An 18,593-nucleotide genomic window follows, 5' to 3' on the forward strand; every position below is an offset into this window, starting at 1 on the left:
AGCTTCATATAACCACCACCACACCGCACTAAGCCAAATCCGTACACCGCCCACCTCTTTGCCCAATGATGCAAAGATGTCTGAGTAAAACTCGCCTGCTCACGCCTGGCTGCGCAGCTTGACGTCCCGCCGCAGCAGCAGCGCGATGGCCAGCACGACCAGCAGACTGCCCGGCAGCCATTCGAGTGCAAGGCGTTCAGGCGCCTGGGCAAACAGCAACAGCATCGACACAAAGGGCACCAGATAACCGTAGGCGGTAACCGCCGCCGGGGTCAGGATGGCGGTCGCCCGCTGCTGCAGCCAGAAGGTCATTCCGCTGGAGAAGAGCCCGAGATAGGCCACCACCGTCAGATCGAACAGCGTCATTCGGCCCAGCGCGGCCGGATCCCCGAAGACCAGACCCGAAACCCCGATCAGCAGTGCCCCCATCACCAGGCTCCACAGGGTACGCACCCCCGCGTGCTCAGATAGCCAGCCCTTCGCCAACCCCAATTTGGACAACACCGGATACATCGCCGAGGCGATGCAACCAGCGAAGAAGGCGGCTTCGCCCACGCCGAACTGCATGCGGGCAAAGGAGCCACCGGCCTCGGCCCAGGCCAGCCCCACGGCGCCGACGGCGCCAAGTACCAGCAAGGCCAGCAGCGCCAAAGCACGGTGCTCGACCCCCACCAGCCGGCCCAGGCCGTAGGCCAGCAGCGGCACGATGACGAACAGCGTGGCCATGGACAGCGCCGTGGTCAGGTGCGCCGCCCAGAACATGGTGCCGAAGAAGCTCGCCAGACAGAGCCCCATCAACCCATAGAGCCCGAGCCCGGCCAGACTCGGCCGGAGACCAGGCGCACCCCACACCAGCGGCAACACCGCCAGAGCGGCAATCACGAAGCGCAGTGCGGTCAGCGACAGTGGCGGAAGCCCTTCACTCAACATCCCCACCGCCGGAAAGGACAGCCCCACCAGCGTCGCCCACACCAGCATCCCGGCGTGGGCCCACCACACACTGCTATCGCTGGACACCCGGCAATCAGTCGTCATCACGGCTGACCTCCCCTTCCAGCGCCAACAGCAACTGGCGTAGACCAGCCGCCAGGCCTGCCGCCTCATCATCTGCCAGGGCGGCACGCATCGAAGCGAGTTCAGCCAGGTAGGCGTCCAGCAGCGCCGGCATCATGGCCTTTCCCGACTCACTGAGACGAATCAGTACACTGCGACGATCTTCAGGGTTGGCAACACGCTCCACCAGGCCACGACTGGCGAGCCGATCGAGGCGGTGGGTCATGGCCCCTGAACTCAGCACCACCGCCTCGCACAGGGCGTTCGGTGTCAGCCCCTCGTGCACGTCGCGCCGGTAGAGGGTCGCCAGCAGGTCAAACTCGCCTTCCTTCAAGCCGTGCTGCCGGAATACCGCCTGAACCCGACGGTCGACATGCTTCAGCACGCGATACAGCCGGGTAAAGATGCCCATGTCGCCAGGGTCGCGATCCGGGAGAACCCTGCACCACTCCGCCATCAGTCGATCGATGGCATCGTTCGGCCCGGTGGACGGAACCTGCATATCACTTATCTCCAAGAAAAGTATCTTTATTTGAAGATAGTTATTCCGACGCAAAATGCCAAGCCCCTCATGCCCACAACGCCTAACAGCGATGGTCGCCTGGGCGCAACATGCAGTCGGCAACCGCGACGTAGCGTCTACCTTTTCCTCAGAACCACGATAACAACCGCAAGGGGACAACGATGATCGTCAACTGCGTGGCGTATGAAGAAGGACGGCGTCTTTGCAACATCGACAGAGGCGAGATCGATGACTACCGCTCGCGCTCGAACTGCTTTGTCTGGGTGGCGCTGCACGACCCGGACGCCGAGGAGCTCTCCACCTTTCAGGACATCTTCGCGCTGCATGAACTGGCCGTGGAGGATGCCCTGGTCGGCGAACAGCGCCCCAAGGTGGAGGAATACGGCGACGCTCTGTTCGTCGTCACCCAAGTGATCAGCGTCAATCAGGGCGAGGTGCAGCATGGCCAGCTGGCCATCTTTGCCGGTCCCGGCTATGTACTGTCGGTACGTCAGCACTCCGGGCGTGGATTCACCGACGTGCGCGCCCGCTGCGAGCGCGAGCCCGAACTGCTCAAGCAGGGGCCGGCCTTCGTGCTCTATGCGCTGATGGATGTCGTAGTGGACCGCTACTTCCCGGTGCTCGAAGAACTCGAGGCCGAACTGGAAAGTATCGAGGACCAGATCTTCGTCCGTGGCAGCGCCCGCGCCAGCCTTGAGCGGCTGTATCAGCTCAAGCGCCGCACCATGTGCGTCAAGCACGCGGTGACCCCACTGGCCGAAGCCAGCTCCCACCTGTTCGGTGGACGCGTCCCGACGCTGTGCTACGAGACCCAGGACTACTTCCGCGATGTCTACGACCACCTGCATCGAATCGAGGCGGCCATCGATACCATTCGCGAAACCATCATTACCGCCATCCAGGTCAACCTGTCGATGGTGGCCATCGACGAGAGCGAGGTGCACAAGCGCCTGGCCTCCTGGGCGGCGATCTTCGCGGTGGCGACCATCCTCGCCGGCATCTGGGGGATGAACTTCACCCATATGCCGGAACTGGACTGGCGGCTGGGCTATCCGCTGGCGCTGGGAATGATGGTCCTGTGCTGCGGCGCGCTCTACCGACGCTTCCGTCGCACCGGCTGGCTATAGCGCCGATCGCGTCCAGCCAAACTCACTGCCAGACGACGCTGAGCGGCTCCTTGCCCGCCATCCGCTCCAGGTGGCTGGCCACCACGTCCTTGAGGCGCTCCAGCCGCTCGGCGTCCTCGGCCTGGAGGTCGACGCTGAGCTGCGAGTCGGACGCCTTCATCCAGCACTCGCCGCCTGGGAACACCACGTGACCGCTCTCGGCATCCACCTCGAGCTTGTGGGCCCAGTGCTTGCACAGGCGATTGATCAAGCGTTGCCCTGATGCGGTCTCGACGAAGGCTCGGGATTCCACCATGCTTTCCACCGTTTCTGAGAATACGAATATATCGCAAAATCATATCCCCCATGTCATCTCGGCGTCAGGCAACGGCGTGTTGCTGTTCATCGTACCCACGCATGTCTAGCCGTTCTCGGGCGGCGAGCGCCGGCGCGGCCACCCCAGGCGACGGCCTTCCATGGCGGCCAGGGCGGCACCGCCGAGCAACAGCGGCAGCGCCAGCAGAAAGCCGCTCGACAACGGCTGGCCAAACAGCCAGAGATCGGCCAGCACCGGCCACACCAGGGCGATGTACTCGAAGGGGGCAAGCCTCGACACCTCGGCGAAGCGCAGCGCCAAGGTCATGCAGATGTGCGCCGCGCCCCCCAGCAACCCGGCCAGGATCAGCAGCGTCAGCGTCTGGGTCGGCAGTGCTACCCAGCCCAGCGGCAGGGTCGCCAGCCCCGCCAGGGTGCAGGCCAGCACGAAGTAGAAGGCGATGGCACCGGCCCCCTCTGTGCGCGAGATGCGCCGCACCGTGACCAGCGCTGCGGCGGTCAACGACGCCCCCAGCACACCGAGCGCGTAGCCCGACAATTGGCCGGCCTTGTCGGCGTTACCGATATCCGGCACCACCAGCACCGCCACCCCGCCCAAGGCGAGCACAAGTGCCAGCGCCCGCGACGGGGTAAGGCGCTCGCCCAGCAACACCACGCCGCCGATCGCCATCAGTACCGGTGCCAGCTGCGCCAGCAGGGTGGCTTCGGCTACGGGCAGACGCGCCAGGGCCGCAAAGGTGGCAAACATCGAAGCGGCGCCGAGGCTCGAGCGCAACAGATGGCCCAAGGGGCGACGGGTCGCCAGCCCCGCCGGAAACTCTCGACGCCAGGCCAGAAACAGCACGATCGGCAACAGCGCAAAGGCGGAGCGATAGAATACTACCTGGCCCAGCGGCACCTCGTCGCTCACCCACTTCACGCACACCAGCATGGCGGCGAACAGCACCCCGGAGGCGATGCGCAGCACGATGCCCGCCAGGGGCCTATCCCTATCACTCATGATCATCGTCCCTGTTCAGAAGAGCCGCGCCGTCCACAAGCCCTGCCCCACCCAATCAAGCCGCCCAGCAGAACCGCCCACGAGAACCGCCCGAGCGCGACGCCCCGCTGACGGCCCTTGTGCTGCCGACAAAAAAAACCGACCCCCGGCGCCAGGCGTCGGGGGTCGATCATCGTCACTAAGCCCTGGTCGGCGCAGGATCACTCCTGGCCCGAGGGTACGCGACTTACAGCTTCATATCTTCGAAGAACTTCTTCACTCCGTCGAAGAAGCTCGACTTCTTCGGCGAGTGCTGGGCGTTGCTGCCACCCAGGCTGTCCTGGAACTTGCGCAGCAGATCCTTCTGTTCCTCGCTGAGCTTGACCGGGGTTTCCACCACCACCCGGCACAACAGATCGCCGGCGGGGCCGCCGCGCACCGGCTTGACACCCTTGCCGCGCAGCCGGAACAGCTTGCCGGTCTGGGTTTCCGCCGGAATCTTCAGCTTCACCCGACCATCCAGCGTCGGCACTTCGAGCTCACCGCCAAGGGCGGCGTCGACGAAGTTGATCGGTACCTCACACTGCAGGTGACGCCCTTCGCGCTCGAAGATATGGTGCGGCTTGATCGCGACCTGCACATACAGGTCCCCGGGCGGACCGCCGTTGATACCGGCTTCGCCCTCGCCATTGAGACGAATGCGATCGCCGGAATCGACGCCGGCCGGAATCTTCACCGACAGGGTGCGGGTCTCGCGCACGCGACCTTCGCCATGACAGGCGTGGCACGGCACCTTGATGTGCTGGCCGCTGCCGTGACAGGTCGGGCAGGTCTGCTGCACGGCAAAGAAGCCCTGCTGCATGCGCACCTGACCGTGTCCGTGACAGGTCGGGCAGGTTTCCTTGGTGGAACCCGGCTCGGCACCTTCGCCGTCGCAGCGCTCACATTCGATGTGACGCGGCACACGGATGTCGACACTGGTGCCGGCCACCGCGCTCTCGAGGTCAAGCTCGAGGTTGTAGCGCAGGTCGCTGCCCCGCTGGGGCGCATTGGGGTTACGACGTCCGCCGCCACCGCCGAAGATGTCACCGAAGACATCACCGAAGATGTCACTGAAGCCGCCAGCCCCGGCGCCGCCAAAGCCACCACCGCCCTGGCCGTCGACACCGGCATGGCCAAACTGGTCGTAGGCCGCACGCTTCTCGCTGTCGGTCAGGACCTCGTAGGCCTCGGACACTTCACGGAATTTTTCCGCTGAGGTGTCATCGTCCGGGTTACGGTCCGGGTGGTACTTCTGTGCCAGGCGCCGATAGGCCTTCTTGATGTCCTTCTGATCGGCACCGCGCTCGACACCTAGTACCTCGTAGTAGTCTCTCTTGGACATGGGTCTGTCCGCCTCCGTCGCGACGCTCAGCAACACCAACGCGGGAGTCCGGCTCCCGCGTTGGCGTCATCCGAGGTTCAGATGTCGTGGTTACTGCTTTTTCTGGTCGTCGTTGACTTCTTCGTACTCGGCGTCGACCACGTCATCTTCCTTCTTGGCGCCAGCGTCGGCGTCACCCGCCTGCTGGCCAGCGTCCGCCTGCTCGGCGTACATCTTCTGCGCCAGGTTGCCGGAGGCCTCGGTCAGGGCGTCGAGCTTGGCCTGGATGGCATCCTTGTCGTCGCCCTGCAGCGCTTCCTCGAGCTCCTTGATGGCGCTCTCGATGGCCTGCTTCTCTTCCTCGGAGGCCTTGTCGCCGGCTTCCTCGAGGGTCTTGCGAGAGGCGTGGATCATGCCGTCGGCCTGGTTGCGCAGCGCCACCAGTTCCTCGAACTTCTTGTCCTCGTCGGCGTGGGCCTCGGCGTCGCGGACCATCTGCTCGATCTCGTCGTCGGACAGGCCGCTGGAGGCCTTGATGACGATGGACTGTTCCTTGCCGGTGGCCTTGTCCTTGGCGGACACGTTGAGGATACCGTTGGCGTCCAGGTCGAAGGCGACCTCGATCTGCGGCACACCGCGCGGCGCCGGCGGAATGTCCGACAGGTCGAAGCGACCGAGCGACTTGTTGCCGCTGGACTGCTTGCGCTCACCCTGCAGCACGTGAATGGTCACGGCGGTCTGGTTGTCGTCCGCGGTGGAGAACACCTGGGTCTTCTTGGTCGGGATGGTGGTGTTCTTCTCGATCAGCGGCGTCATCACGCCACCCAGGGTCTCGATACCCAGTGTCAGCGGGGTCACGTCCAGCAGCAGCACGTCCTTGACGTCACCGCCGAGCACGCCGCCCTGGATCGCAGCACCCACGGCCACGGCTTCGTCCGGGTTGACGTCCTTGCGGGCGTCCTTGCCGAAGAACTCGGCGACCTTGGCCTGAACCATTGGCATACGGGTCTGGCCACCGACCAGGATGACGTCGTCGATCTCGGAGGCGGACAGGCCGGCGTCGGACAGTGCGGTCTTGCACGGCGCCAGCGAACGGCTCACCAGCTCTTCCACCAGCGACTCCAGCTTGGCCCGGGTCACCTTGACGTTGAGGTGCTTGGGACCGGTGTTGTCGGCGGTGATGTAAGGCAGGTTGACGTCGGTCTGCTGGGCGCTGGACAGCTCGATCTTGGCCTTCTCGGCGGCTTCCTTCAGGCGCTGCATGGCCAGGTTGTCGCCAGACAGGTCGATACCGCTGTCGGCCTTGAACTGGTCGACCAGGTAGTTGATCAGCTTGAGGTCGAAGTCCTCACCACCCAGGAAGGTGTCGCCGTTGGTGGCCAGCACCTCGAACTGCGTCTCGCCGTCGACGTCGGCCACTTCGATGATGGAGATATCGAAGGTACCGCCACCCAGGTCATAGACCGCGATGGTCTTGTCGCCGCGTGACTTGTCCATGCCATAGGCAAGGGCAGCCGCGGTCGGCTCGTTGATGATGCGCTTGACCTCGAGCCCGGCGATGCGACCCGCGTCCTTGGTGGCCTGACGCTGGCTGTCGTTGAAGTAGGCCGGCACGGTGATAACCGCCTCGGTCACTTCTTCGCCCAGGTAGTCCTCGGCGGTCTTCTTCATCTTCTTCAGCACTTCCGCGCTGACCTGGGGCGGTGCCAGCTTCTTGCCCTTGACCTCGACCCAGGCGTCGCCGTTGTCGGCTTCGGTGATGGTGTAGGGCACCATCTTGATGTCCTTCTGGACGACGTCATCCTTGAAGCGACGGCCGATCAGGCGCTTGATCGCGTACAGGGTGTTTTCCGGGTTGGTCACCGCCTGACGCTTGGCCGCCTGACCCACCAGGGTCTCGCCATCATCGGTGTAGGCGATGATGGACGGGGTGGTACGTGCGCCTTCTGCGTTCTCGATTACCTTGGCGCTGTCGCCGTCGAGCACGGCCAGACAGGAGTTGGTGGTACCAAGGTCAATGCCGATGATGCGTCCCATAGGAAATCCTCGAATTCGTGTCTTGCGTAACTGAAGTTTGGCTTGCGGCGTTCGCCGCGGGGTTGCCGACTATCTGGGGGGCGTCTCCGCCGATTTCAAGGCCCCATGTTCAACTCCTGTCGACAACCCGTATCGGTCAGGCCCCGTGGGCCGGATGTTTCAGCCGGCCGCCTGGCTCACTACCACCATCGCCGGGCGCACCAGGCGTCCGTTGAGCACGTAGCCCTTCTGCATCACGTCGATGACGGTGTTGGGGTCGACCTCGGGGTTCGGCACCATGGCCATGGCCTCGTGGTACTGCGGGTCGAACGGCTCGCCCTGGGGCTCGACGATCTCGACGCCGAACTTGGCCAGTACGTCGAGCTGCATCTTCAGGGTCATGGAGACACCCTCGCGATGCACCTCGGAGGCGTCCTCACCCATGGCCTCAAGCGCCTTTTCCAGGCTGTCGACCACCGGAAGCAGGTCCTTGATGAACTTCTCCAGCGCAAACTTGCGCGCCTTCTCGGCCTCGGCTTCCGCCCGCCTGCGCACGTTCTGCGCCTCGGCGGCGGCACGCAGGGCCTGGTCCTTGGCCTCGGTCACGCTCTGCTCGAGCTCCTCGACGCGGGCCGCCAGCACCTCGGCCTCGGGGTTGTCACCGCCTTCCACGGCCTCGGCCTGTGCCTCATCCTCAGCCTGATCGACGATGTCCTCGAGTTCGCCCTCGACGGCCTCGGCAGCATCGACCGCCTGCTCCGGCTCGCCTTCCTGCTCCTGGCGAGCGAGTTCGTCATCCAACGGGGTCTGGGGATCTTTGGCCATGTGCAGCCTCCTGAAGAAGTCCAACAATTGCGGTAGCACCGCCTGTACAGTGGCTGGTCCGGGGACCAGAGGTTGCAGAGGTATATGGGGTTGGCCACAACAATCTCAAGGGGAAAGACGCAGATCCTGATCAGACTTTCCCCGGCAGGCCCAGGATTTGCCGCAGCGCTGACCCGCAACCACTGAAGTTGCTGCGCAAGGATGCATTGAGGGCGCGCCTGGACTACTGTATAAACAGACACCACATGGATGGATAAACAGTAATGCCAACCCCCATCCATTGCGCCATATCGATGCTCTAGCGATTGCGCGAGCGATTGCCGCACCCATCGCCCTGTACGACCGCCACCCTTGCACTGACCGTCGCACCGCTCGGTGACGCCACCAGGAGGCACGCATGCTGACCGAACTCTCGATCCAGGACTTCGCCATCGTCGACCACCTCGAACTCGAGCTCGAGGGCGGCATGACTGCCATCACCGGCGAGACCGGCGCCGGCAAGTCGATCCTGCTTGGCGCCTTGGGCCTGTGTCTCGGCGAACGCGCCGACGCCGGCAGCGTGCGCCACGGCCAGTCCAGAGCCGACCTGAGCGCGCGCTTCGACATTGCCAACCTGCCCAACGCCCGGGCCTGGCTTGCCAACCGAGAACTGCCCGATGACGACTGCCTGCTGCGTCGCGTGGTCACTAAAAGCGGTCGCTCCAAGGCCTGGATCAACGGCCAGCCGGCCACCATCGCCGACCTCAAGTCGCTGGGCGAGACCCTGATCGAGATCCACGGCCAGCACGCCCACCAGGCCCTGCTGGCCGAGGACACCCACCTGCGCCTGCTCGACGACCTGGCCGGCCACCGTGAATCGGTGAGCCGACTGGCCGAGCTCTATCGGGAGTGGCAGTCCACCCGGCGACAACTGAAACGGCTGGCCGACGACGGCGATGAAATCCGCGCCCGTCGCCAGCTGTTGCGCTATCAGGTGGAAGAACTCGACCAACTCGGCCTGGGCGAAGACGAGCTCGAACAGCTCGAACGTGAACAGGAGCTGCTGGCCCACGCCGAGTCGCGCCTGGCGGAGACCCAGTTCGCGCTCGACTGCTGCGATGGCGAGGAAGGCGGTGCCCTACCCCTGCTCCACCAGGCAAGCCAACACCTGGCCGCCCTGCCCGGCAGCGACAAGGGAGCCCTGGCCAACGCCATCGCCTTGCTGGGTGACGCCAGCATTCAGCTCGAGGAAGCCGGCCGCGAACTGCATCAGGTGGTCGCCGACGTGGAGCTGGACCCGGAGCGCCTGGCCTGGGTAGAGCAGCGCCTGGGCGAGGCTCACCGCATCGCTCGCAAGCACCATGTACTGCCCGACGAGATCGTCGCCCTGCACCAGCGCCTGACGGCAGAACTTCAGGGGCTGGAGGGCGGTGACGAGGACCTCGAGGCGCTGACCGAGAAGGCCGACGCCCTCAAGGCAGAATGGCGTGCCCTGGCAGAGACCGTCAGCGCCGCTCGCCAAAAGGCCGCCAAGCGTTTCGGCAAGGAAGTCCAGCAGCAACTGGCGTTTCTGGCCATGGGCAAGGCCCGCTTCGAGGTCGACGTCAGTCGGCGCGATGCCGCCGCTCCAGAGGGCATGGACCGGGTGCGCTTTCTGATCGCCGCCAACCCCGGCCAGCCGCCACGCCCGCTGGCCAAGGTAGCCTCCGGTGGCGAGCTGTCGCGTATCAGCCTGGCCATTCAGGTGATCGCCGCCCAGCACTCCACCATCCCCAGCCTGGTGTTCGATGAGGTCGACGTCGGGGTGTCCGGTGCCACCGCCGAGATCGTCGGCCAGCTGCTCAAGCGACTGGGCCAGGGTGGCCAGGTACTAACGGTGACCCACCTGCCCCAGGTCGCCGCCCAGGCCCACCACCATCTGCACATCGAGAAGAAGGCGCGCAAGGATTCCACCCGCACCCGCATGGCGCATCTGGACGAAGCCGGGCGGGTCGGCGAGCTGGCGCGCATGCTCGGCGGCGTCAAACTCTCGGACCAGACCCTGGCCCATGCCCGCGAGATGCTCGACGCAAGCCAAAGGGCGCACCACTAGGCCCGGCGAACCCAGACAGCACAGAAAAGCGATACTGAAGAGCAGTACGCAAGAAAAAGCAGCATTTTACAGTGAGCCAACAACGCAAGCGCCACGCCCCCAATTGACGGGGACGTGGCGCTTTTGTGTATCCACTGGCCGAACAGCGCTGATCACATCTTCCAGACACGAGAAAGCCTCCGCCCGGGGGCAGAGACTCTTGCTCAGCGCTACGCGCAGAGGGATCCGTTACTTCTTGGCGATGCCTTCCTGACGCGTCGCCTTGGAACCCTTGGGTCTGACGTAGAGGACCAGCGCGTGATCGACGAGTTCGAAGCCGTGCTCCTCGGCGATCTCCTGCTGCCGACGCTCGATGGTCTCGTCGAAGAACTCGATGATCTCACCGCTTTCCAGGCACACCATATGGTCGTGATGCTCTTCCTGGGAGAGCTCGAAGACCGCATGGCCACCGTCGAAATTGTGTCGGATCACCAGGCCCGCCGACTCGAACTGAGTCAGCACGCGATACACCGTCGCCAGGCCCACATCTTCACCGGCTTCGAGAAGCGTCTTGTACACGTCCTCGGCGCTGAGGTGGTGCTGATCGGTGGCAGATTCGAGGATCTGCAGGATCTTTACGCGCGGCAGAGTGACTTTCAGTCCAGCCTTGCGCAATTCATGGTTCTTGTCGGCCATGGTTGCTCTTCGCAGTATCAGGTAGGGTCGGGTATGATCGACCGACCCCACGATAGTGAAGAACAGGCGCAAATGCAAAAGTTGACCGGAATTGTCACCCTTTCACTGGCCCTGGCGCTGACCAGCGGCTGCACCTACTTCAGCGTGTACAAGCGCGACCTGGCACAGGGCAACCTGGTGACCAACAGCATGGTCGAACAGCTGCGCCCCGGCATGTCCCGACAGGAGGTCATCAACCTCATGGGCTCGCCGCTGCTGGAGGCCCCGTTCAGCGCCGACCAGTGGGACTACGTCTACCGTCTCGACGAAGCTTACGGCGACGTGATGCAAAGACGCGTCACCCTGACCTTCGCCGGCAACAACCTGGTCAATATCGACCGGGAAGGCGACTTCAGCATGAACCCGGACGTGGCAGGCAAGCATAGCTACGGCGTAGGCCCCACCAGCGGCGGCGGCGACGATAACCCCGAGGGCGAAGCCAATATCGAGCCGATCTACAACCGCACCGTGGACCCCGAGCGCGAGTAAGCCGTTGGCGCCAGCGAGAACACGCATCAGGGTGGCCACAACGGCCACCCTGGTTGGTTCTACGCCTGGTTGGTTCTACACCTAGGTGCTTCCATGCGCAGCGCCTTCGCTCAGACGGCGACGCACCTGCCCCGGCCGCCCAGGGTCGCTAGGAGGAAGAGCGGCTACGAGCCGCCCTCTCTGCCCTCGCCGCCTTGGGATCGATCTTCAACGGTCGATAGACCTCTACGCGATCACCGTCACGCAGTATCTGCCGTGAGGGTTCTTTCAACGCCTTGCCGAAGATACCGAGACTGGCCTCGCTGAAGGTTTCCACAGGCAGTTCGGGAAACAGCGACGGCAGGTCGGCCAACGCCAGCGCTTCGCTGGCGGTCGTGCCCTTGGCGACGCGCAGCGCGACAAGACGTTGCTTGTGCGGCAAGGCAAAGGCCACTTCCACGCGAAGCACCTCGTCGCTTGCGTCTTCCTTTATATCTGGCCCCGCCGAGTGATCGGCGGGTGCCGGCTCGACGCGAGGAGTCGAGGGTCTTGCGCTGTCAGCGCCCATAGAGCTCATCGGCACGCCGCGTGAAGGCATCCACCTGCTGGCCCGCGATCTGCTGGAAGACCTTGCCAAAGGCCATGCCGAGCAGCCGGCTGGAGAACTCGAAGTCCATCTCCAGGCTGACCTTGCACACGTTCTCGCCCATGGTGATGAATTTCCAGCGTCCGTCCAGTCGCTTGAACGGCCCCTTTACCAGCGACAGCTCGATACGGTCAGGTTCGTGCAGGTCATTTCGGGTGACGATGGTCTGCTCGATGCCGGCCCGCCCCAGGGTCATTTCGCCGATCAGGTGCGATTCGTCCTTCTCCAGCAGCCGCGCGCGACGACAGCCCGGCAGAAACTCCGGATAGCGCTCGAAATCGTTGACCAGATCGAACATCTGCTTGGGGGTGTGCCGCACCATGGCGGACCGATTGACGGTTGGCATTGACCTCTCCGCTGACTTCCAGAAGCCCAGGGCGTATCATGAGCGGTTATTTCGGCCTCAAATGGTAGCACGCTTCCCCGGCAGAACTGGAGACAGCCGAAAGGGGGACCGACGGGCAGCGCCGCCGTGGCAACCGCCTGGCGTCGACCCGGAAGGCTACACATCGGGCCACATCGGTTACGACACCGCTTCCACGACCGATTCAGACATCAAGAGGTTCCATGGCCAGCAAGAAGGGAAAGGACAAGGGTCCCGGCAACAACACCATCGCTCAGAACAAGAAGGCGCGCTTCGAATACCATATCGACGAGTCCTTCGAGGCCGGGCTGGTGCTGGCGGGATGGGAGGTCAAGAGCCTGCGTGCCGGCAAGGCCCAGCTCACCGACACCTACATTCTAGTGAAGAACGGCGAGGCCTGGTTGCTCGGCAGCCATATCATGCCGCTCAACACCACCAGCACCCACGAGGTGGCGGACCCCACGCGCACGCGCAAGCTGCTGCTTCATCGCAAGGAGATCGCCAAGATCTTCTCGCGCACCCAGGACAAGGGGCACACCTGTGTGCCGCTGAAGCTGTACTGGAAAGGCAGCCGGGTGAAGTGTGAGCTGGCGCTGGTGACGGGCAAGAAGCTCCACGACAAGCGCGCCACCGAGAAGGATCGCGACTGGCAGCGTCAGAAGGGCCGCGTCATGCGGGAACAAAACCGCGCCTGAGCCGTCAGATGTAGTACAGACCGCCGGATCTTTGGTACACTGGCGGGGCGTTACGGGGGCGACATGGTTTCGACGCCGATGACAACCCCTGAGGTGCATGCCGAGAGCGTGATGTATCTCGTAAATCCAACATCACGACTAAATAGTCGCAAACGACGAAAACTACGCTCAGGGCGCGCTGGCAGCGTAAAAACTGCTAGCTTCTAGTCCTACCCGGCGGCGACGTGCTCATCCGTTGCCAATGGGCTACGAGCCAAGATAGGTGAGATCGCGGTTGGCGCTGTCCTCTCGTCAATCGCTAAACTTTGGAGGAATCGCGTTTCGGGATCCTGCCCGTCGGAGCCCGAGGCGTTAAATCAAATGACGGAACTAAGCATGTAGAGCCAATGGGCGAGTGTCGGCGGACGCGGGTTCGATTCCCGCCGCCTCCACCAACACCGACGAAAGAACCTCCCTTGTGGAGGTTTTTTTGTGCCCGACAGTTTCCAAAGGCAAAGAAGACCCAAGGGCGAGGTCGGCGCTCTCTACAGACCCAGGGGTTCGATTCCCGCCGCCTCTACCAACACCGACGAAAAGGCCACCTCATCTGAAGGTGGCTTTTTTGTACCCGGAAGATACGGTGAGCCAAGGGCGAGGTCGGCGCTCTCTACAGACCCAGGGGGTTCGATTCCCGCCGACTCCACCAACACCAGAAAGATGCCACCTTCCCAAAGGTGGCATTTTTCGTTTCAGGGCACACCCCCAGAAAAGCAGAGCCAAGGGCAAAGTCGGCGCTCTCTACAGACCCAGGGGTTCGATTCCCGCTGCCTCCATCAACACCGACGAAAATGCCACCTTGTGTATCAAGGTGGCGTTTGCTGCTGGAAGATCTCGAGCCCCAGCGACGATGGCCAGGTAAGCGCGTGACAGTGCCTGTGATGGCGGAGAGGTAGGTGGCGTCGGCTCTCACTCTTCCTGACGCTTTCCTTCGACAGGTGTGAGCGGGCTGTAGTCCTTGCGCGTGGCCAGGAACTCGGGGCGAGGCTTGTTGCCGCAGTAGGGATCGTGGAGGGTATTCTCGACACTGTTATAGACGAAGAACAGATTGCTCCTCGGCCAGCAGGACATATTGATATTGGAGCCGTGCAGCGTATTGCACTCGAACATCACCAATGAGCCAGAATCGCCTTTCGGCGCCTCTATATCGTTCTCCAGCATCAGTTTCTTCAGGCTGGCGGCATCAGGAACACCGATGTCCTGGCTCTTCAATGACTCCTTGTAGTTGTCCTCCGGGGTGCGTCCGACACAAGGAACGAACTGCTTGTGGGACCCGGGAATCAGCATCAATGGGCCGTTGAATTCACCGTTATCCGTCAGGATGATCGAGCAGCTCAGTGACCGCATCCGAGGCATGCCGTCTTCGCTATGCCAGGTCTCGAAGTCCGAGTGCCAGTCAAAACCTTTCCCCTTGAAGCCGGGCTTGTAGTTGATACGCGACTGATGGATGTAGACGTCGCTACCGAGTATCTGCTGCACCATGGCCAATAGCCTCGGTTCCCGTGTCAGACGGCTGAAACGATCCGAGACTTGATGTATGCCGAAGATCGACCGGATCTCCTGTTTTCCGGGCTCCAGCACCGTCCCTTCGGACAATTTGAGGTCCTCGTCTTCCTCGTACTCCCGCAATTCCTGGATAAAGGCATCCATCTCCTCCTTGTCGAAGAAGTTCTCGAAAGAGAGAAAGCCTTTTCTATCAAACTCATCAAGCTCTTCTTCGCTGAGGGGGCCGTTCGCTCGCTGCTGTTCATCGCAATGAACGACCGGGTCGATGCGCTCGAACATGCCCAGCTTGCGCTCCAGGCGTGTCGGAAAAAGATCCTGTGTATCTCGCATGGTGGCTTGCTCCCTTGTCATGGCAGAATCGCTGAACGAAAGACGAAGACGCCACGCCTGCCCGAGTCACCAATAAACCGTCGCGGACAAGACTCGATGGGCGCTTTATGTCAAAGCTGTTGCAATAGCGTCTAAACAACGTCAATTCGAAAGTCATCAAGGTAATCCTTTACGTCGCCATCAGACGCTGCCAGAGCAGGGCGCTGTTTCGTACTTCTTATTGAAAAGAGTTGTAACGCCGTGTGACTTCACTTCTTCACATTACTTCGAATCTCGACGGTCAGATTCAGCGGCGGCCAAGGTAGCACCGCTGTGCCCAGGCAAAAGCGCAAAAACCTCCAGCGAAAGGACACCTCCACGAAAGAACACAGGCCGACACACTCCCTGGCGAACGTCGCTCTTCCTTTCATATGATTTCGCCCACTCGCCTCTGGATACGTTTCGGTATTCAGGCAACTGGCGTTGAAGACGTAAATGGCAAGTGATTATGCTGGGACTGATCCGGGTCGAACCTGGCGGAGTCTGGCTTTTCGTCGTTGGGTCTGTCGAGCCTGCCAGGCAGCAAACTATTAACGCCGGTACGACAATCTTCTTTCCCTTCAAGGAGGTAACCATGCCAGCGAAATCGAAAGCCCAGCAGATGGCGGCAGGAGCGGCCCTCGCTGCCAAGCGCGGAGAACAGAAGGTGAGCGAACTCGACGGTGCCGCCCGGTCGATGTACGACTCGATGAGCGAAGACGAACTGGAAAAGATGGCGTCGGCCGAGCGTACCGGCAAGCCCAGGCACGATTCGCAGTCCTAGGGCTTGTCTGAAAAGTGCCTGCGCTCGGTAATACGGCGTTAAAAATCGGATCAAAATGCTCATTTACACCCCGTAAACTGCGCTTTCTCACCGATTTTTGCCTTGTCTAACCTTCGATCGTCGACTTTTCGGACAGCGCCTAGCCAGAGAACAGCGCCGGATCAAGGCTCCCGTCGATCCTTAAGCGTAGATTAAGGTTTTGCGCCCCATACTGCCTGAGAGACAGTTGGGTAGATCGACGGAGAAGACGCCATGCGGGCACTACTGGTGGAGGATGACCCTCTGTTGGGGGACGGTATCAAGGTCGCACTTGAACGAGAGGGCTATGCAGTCGACTGGTTCACCTGCGGCAAGCCGGCCCTCGAGGCGCTGACCCTGGAGGCGTTCTCGGTGGTGATCCTCGACCTTGGCCTGCCCGACTGCGATGGACTGGAGGTCCTGAGACGCCTGCGCCAGCAAACTGCCCTGCCGGTCCTGATCCTGACCGCCCGTGACGCCGTGGAAGAACGTATCCAGGGCTTGGACGCCGGGGCAGACGACTATGTACTGAAGCCCTTCGACCTCCAGGAACTGCTGGCGCGCCTGCGCGTGGTGATTCGACGAGCGGCCGGTCGCGCCAGTTCCACCATCGACGTCGGCACACTGTGCATCGATGAGGCTCGCCATTGTGTCGACTGGGAGGGACGCGGTATCGCCCTGAGTCGTCGCGAGTTCGCCCTGCTGATCGAGCTCGCCCGTCATCCCGGCCAGGTACTGTCGCGTCCCCGCCTGGAGAGCCTGCTCTACGGCTGGGGCGAAGAACTCGAGTCCAACGCGCTGGAAGTTCACGTACATCATCTTCGCAAGAAGCTGCACAAGGAGATGATCACCACGGTGCGTGGCATCGGCTATCGCCTCAATACCGACTTCCTGGCCATCACCCCGTGATGTCGATCCATCGCTATCTTTTCCGCACCCTGGCCCTATCCCTGGCCATGGTGGCGCTATTGTCGGTGGTGGCCGCCTGGCTGATCTCGCAAAACGAGCTGGAGGAGATCCTCGATGCCCAGCTCGCCTTCACCGGCAGGGGGCTGATGAGCATGCTCCCCGAGGCACCCGAGGCAGACGACTATCAACGTCTGGCCCGATGGATGGACCAGCGCAAGGCCAGCGCCCACCTGTACACCGACAGCGGCACGTCCGATGACCTGCCGGTGGCACCCGGCCAGACCTATCACCACGAAGAGCGCAAGATGGGCTTCGGACTGTGGACCGAGACCGGCCAGCCGGTGGTGATTGGCCCTGGATGGCAAGACGTCGATCGCCAGCCCCAGATGCCGCCACCTGGTGAGCAGGGTTTCGAGTGGCGATCGCTGGGCGAGTCTCGCTGGCGGGTCTTTGCCCTGCATGACCCGGGTCGTGGTCTGTGGCTACAGATCGGTATCGAGCAGGACTTCTTTCTCGACATCATCGAGCGCATCGCGCTCAATCACCTCTGGCCCATGCTACTGCTGATGCCGCTGTGCCTGCTGCTGGCGCTGCGTCATATCCGGCGCGGCCTGCGCCCCATCGAGCGACTATCGCAGCAGGTGGAGCATCGCGACTCCGCCGACCTCAGCCGCATAGCACTGGACGTACCGACGGAACTGGCTGGCCTCAGAGGGTCGCTCAATGACTTTATCGGGCGACTCAAGGCGACCCTGGAAAAGGAGAGACGTTTTACCGCCGATGCCGCCCACGAGCTGCGCACTCCGCTGGCAGCCCTCAAGATCCACCTGGACAACGCCCTGGCGGGCGAAGGCGACGCCCTGCCCAAGGCTCGTCAGGGTGTCGAACGACTCCAGCGCGTGGTAGAGCAGCTTCTGGTACTCGCACGGGTCGATCGCCACACCGCCGCGGCACCGGAAAGCGTAGACCTGCGCTCCCTGCTGCTGGACCTCGCGGCCGAGCTCTGGCCGCTGGCCGACGCCCGTGGCCAGCAACTCCGCCTGGAAGACGTCGACCCGACCACGGTCATGGGCAATGCCACGGAGCTCGGCATCATGATCCGCAATCTGCTGGACAACGCGCTGCGCTACACACCCGACGGTGGCACCATCGAAGCCATCCTCCAGGCAGAGCCCCAGGGTGTTCGCCTAAGCATCCTCGATAGCGGCCCCGGCATTCCCGATACGCACATGGAGCGTGTCGCCGAGCGCTTCCATCGCGCCAGCGACGCCACCATCACCGGTAGCGGTCTGGGCCTTTCCATCGTGCTTGCACTGGCTCATCAGCAAGAGGTCGAAGTCAGCCTGAACAACCGTGAGTCTGGAGGGTTGAACGCCACGCTCCGCTGGCGTCAGCACGCCAGCGCCGCGAGGTGAAGCGCTTTCACTGGCCGTCACCGGCCCACCCGGAGGAAAACGTCACAGCTGTCCGCCCATTTGCTCCAAAGCTCATCGTGAAGAGGCACGGAAATACCAGAATGCTTTCCTGATGTAACAGGGGGCCACGTAAAGCTTTGCCCGAATCGGCAACCAAGGTCGACTCGACTAAAGACAACGGCACTTTATCAGCGCTGTCTCAGCGCCTGACAACGCCTGCCTACTATGATTTTCTTCTCTGAGCCAGACGCCGGCATTTACACTTTTTTCACCGCCAGGACAACAATATAGCGCCCTGTATCACGCAAGCATTGACCGACAATTCTATACTCAAACGCGGATCCATCATGCTGGCGTGGCGACCACTCAGCCCGGCAGGAGCCTTTGCTCTACGCGCCAGGTCATGCTAATCAATGAA

18 protein-coding genes and 1 other RNA gene are annotated in these 18,593 nt (G+C 62.6%); 8 read left to right on the forward strand and 11 right to left on the reverse strand.

The genetic code is table 11. From position 1 onward, the window contains the following. Window positions 1-99: 99 nt before the first annotated feature. Complete coding sequence (locus NH448_RS04365; RefSeq protein ID WP_253028454.1) at window positions 100-1,035, reverse strand: EamA family transporter; 936 nt, start codon at window positions 1,033-1,035, stop codon at window positions 100-102. Next, the gene (locus NH448_RS04370; protein ID WP_253028447.1) at window positions 1,025-1,555 is read right to left on the reverse strand and encodes a MarR family transcriptional regulator; all 531 of its coding nucleotides are present in this window, start codon (window positions 1,553-1,555) and stop codon (window positions 1,025-1,027) included. The genes NH448_RS04365 and NH448_RS04370 overlap by 11 nt, the downstream gene beginning before the upstream one ends. Before the next feature lie 182 nt (window positions 1,556-1,737). Here NH448_RS04370 and corA point away from each other — a divergent pair, with 182 nt between their 5' ends. Next, window positions 1,738-2,703 (forward strand): magnesium/cobalt transporter CorA, encoded by a 966-nt coding sequence (gene corA / locus NH448_RS04375; protein WP_222569905.1) that lies wholly within the window; start codon window positions 1,738-1,740, stop codon window positions 2,701-2,703. Window positions 2,704-2,725: 22 nt separating this feature from the next. Here corA and NH448_RS04380 read toward each other — a convergent pair whose 3' ends face one another. The 5 genes from NH448_RS04380 to grpE all read right to left on the reverse strand — a co-directional run bounded on the left by NH448_RS04380 (window position 2,726) and on the right by grpE (window position 8,201). Further along, the gene (locus tag NH448_RS04380; protein ID WP_045992284.1) at window positions 2,726-2,998 is read right to left on the reverse strand and encodes a DUF2218 domain-containing protein; all 273 of its coding nucleotides are present in this window, start codon (window positions 2,996-2,998) and stop codon (window positions 2,726-2,728) included. A gap of 105 nt (window positions 2,999-3,103) precedes the next feature. Beyond that, entirely contained in the window at window positions 3,104-4,018 is a 915-nt protein-coding gene (locus tag NH448_RS04385; protein WP_124805079.1) for a DMT family transporter, read from the reverse strand. A gap of 226 nt (window positions 4,019-4,244) precedes the next feature. Further along, window positions 4,245-5,381: a molecular chaperone DnaJ gene (gene dnaJ, locus NH448_RS04390; protein WP_045992286.1), complete on the reverse strand. Its 1,137-nt coding sequence runs from the start codon at window positions 5,379-5,381 to the stop codon at window positions 4,245-4,247. Window positions 5,382-5,471: 90 nt separating this feature from the next. After that, the gene (gene dnaK, locus NH448_RS04395) at window positions 5,472-7,397 is read right to left on the reverse strand and encodes a molecular chaperone DnaK (protein WP_108131804.1); all 1,926 of its coding nucleotides are present in this window, start codon (window positions 7,395-7,397) and stop codon (window positions 5,472-5,474) included. A gap of 159 nt (window positions 7,398-7,556) precedes the next feature. After that, complete coding sequence (grpE, locus tag NH448_RS04400) at window positions 7,557-8,201, reverse strand: nucleotide exchange factor GrpE (RefSeq protein WP_045992288.1); 645 nt, start codon at window positions 8,199-8,201, stop codon at window positions 7,557-7,559. 397 nt (window positions 8,202-8,598) lie between these two features. Between grpE and recN the strand changes: the two genes are divergently transcribed. Continuing rightward, window positions 8,599-10,272, forward strand: coding sequence for a DNA repair protein RecN (gene recN / locus NH448_RS04405; protein ID WP_253028448.1), 1,674 nt, complete (start codon window positions 8,599-8,601; stop codon window positions 10,270-10,272). 228 nt (window positions 10,273-10,500) lie between these two features. On the opposite strand, the gene fur is transcribed toward recN, so the two are convergent. Next, the gene (gene fur, locus NH448_RS04410; RefSeq protein WP_045992290.1) at window positions 10,501-10,947 is read right to left on the reverse strand and encodes a ferric iron uptake transcriptional regulator; all 447 of its coding nucleotides are present in this window, start codon (window positions 10,945-10,947) and stop codon (window positions 10,501-10,503) included. A 72-nt stretch (window positions 10,948-11,019) separates the two neighbouring features. Between fur and NH448_RS04415 the strand changes: the two genes are divergently transcribed. After that, window positions 11,020-11,475, forward strand: a complete 456-nt coding sequence (locus tag NH448_RS04415) for an outer membrane protein assembly factor BamE (RefSeq protein WP_045992301.1) — start codon at window positions 11,020-11,022, stop codon at window positions 11,473-11,475. A 148-nt stretch (window positions 11,476-11,623) separates the two neighbouring features. Here the strand turns inward: NH448_RS04415 and NH448_RS04420 are convergent, their stop codons facing one another. Both NH448_RS04420 and NH448_RS04425 read right to left on the reverse strand, forming a co-directional pair. After that, window positions 11,624-11,923 carry an RnfH family protein gene (locus NH448_RS04420; protein WP_045992291.1) on the reverse strand — a complete coding sequence of 100 codons (300 nt, stop codon included), beginning with the start codon at window positions 11,921-11,923 and terminating at the stop codon, window positions 11,624-11,626. Window positions 11,924-12,011: 88 nt separating this feature from the next. Next, window positions 12,012-12,446 carry a type II toxin-antitoxin system RatA family toxin gene (locus NH448_RS04425; protein WP_045992292.1) on the reverse strand — a complete coding sequence of 145 codons (435 nt, stop codon included), beginning with the start codon at window positions 12,444-12,446 and terminating at the stop codon, window positions 12,012-12,014. Between the two features lie 221 nt (window positions 12,447-12,667). On the opposite strand from NH448_RS04425, the gene smpB reads away from it, so the two are divergent. Together smpB and ssrA are read left to right on the forward strand one after the other, a co-directional pair. After that, window positions 12,668-13,159, forward strand: coding sequence for an SsrA-binding protein SmpB (gene smpB, locus NH448_RS04430; protein WP_045992293.1), 492 nt, complete (start codon window positions 12,668-12,670; stop codon window positions 13,157-13,159). Between the two features lie 54 nt (window positions 13,160-13,213). After that, window positions 13,214-13,593: a transfer-messenger RNA gene (gene ssrA, locus NH448_RS04435) on the forward strand. A gap of 511 nt (window positions 13,594-14,104) precedes the next feature. On the opposite strand, the gene thpD is transcribed toward ssrA, so the two are convergent. Beyond that, entirely contained in the window at window positions 14,105-15,052 is a 948-nt protein-coding gene (gene thpD / locus NH448_RS04440) for an ectoine hydroxylase (RefSeq protein WP_239452529.1), read from the reverse strand. 592 nt (window positions 15,053-15,644) lie between these two features. Here thpD and NH448_RS04445 point away from each other — a divergent pair. From NH448_RS04445 to NH448_RS04455, 3 genes are all read left to right on the forward strand, one after another. Next, window positions 15,645-15,833 carry a DUF3008 family protein gene (locus NH448_RS04445; RefSeq protein WP_045992303.1) on the forward strand — a complete coding sequence of 63 codons (189 nt, stop codon included), beginning with the start codon at window positions 15,645-15,647 and terminating at the stop codon, window positions 15,831-15,833. A gap of 252 nt (window positions 15,834-16,085) precedes the next feature. Beyond that, window positions 16,086-16,760, forward strand: a complete 675-nt coding sequence (locus NH448_RS04450; protein WP_045993176.1) for a response regulator transcription factor — start codon at window positions 16,086-16,088, stop codon at window positions 16,758-16,760. Next, window positions 16,760-18,175, forward strand: a complete 1,416-nt coding sequence (locus NH448_RS04455; RefSeq protein WP_239452562.1) for an ATP-binding protein — start codon at window positions 16,760-16,762, stop codon at window positions 18,173-18,175. The genes NH448_RS04450 and NH448_RS04455 overlap by 1 nt, the downstream gene beginning before the upstream one ends. The last annotated feature ends 418 nt before the right edge of the window (window positions 18,176-18,593 follow it).

The organism is Halomonas sp. OfavH-34-E, from assembly GCF_024124525.1.
GTDB classification, from domain to species: Bacteria; Pseudomonadota; Gammaproteobacteria; order Pseudomonadales; family Halomonadaceae; genus Halomonas; species Halomonas litopenaei.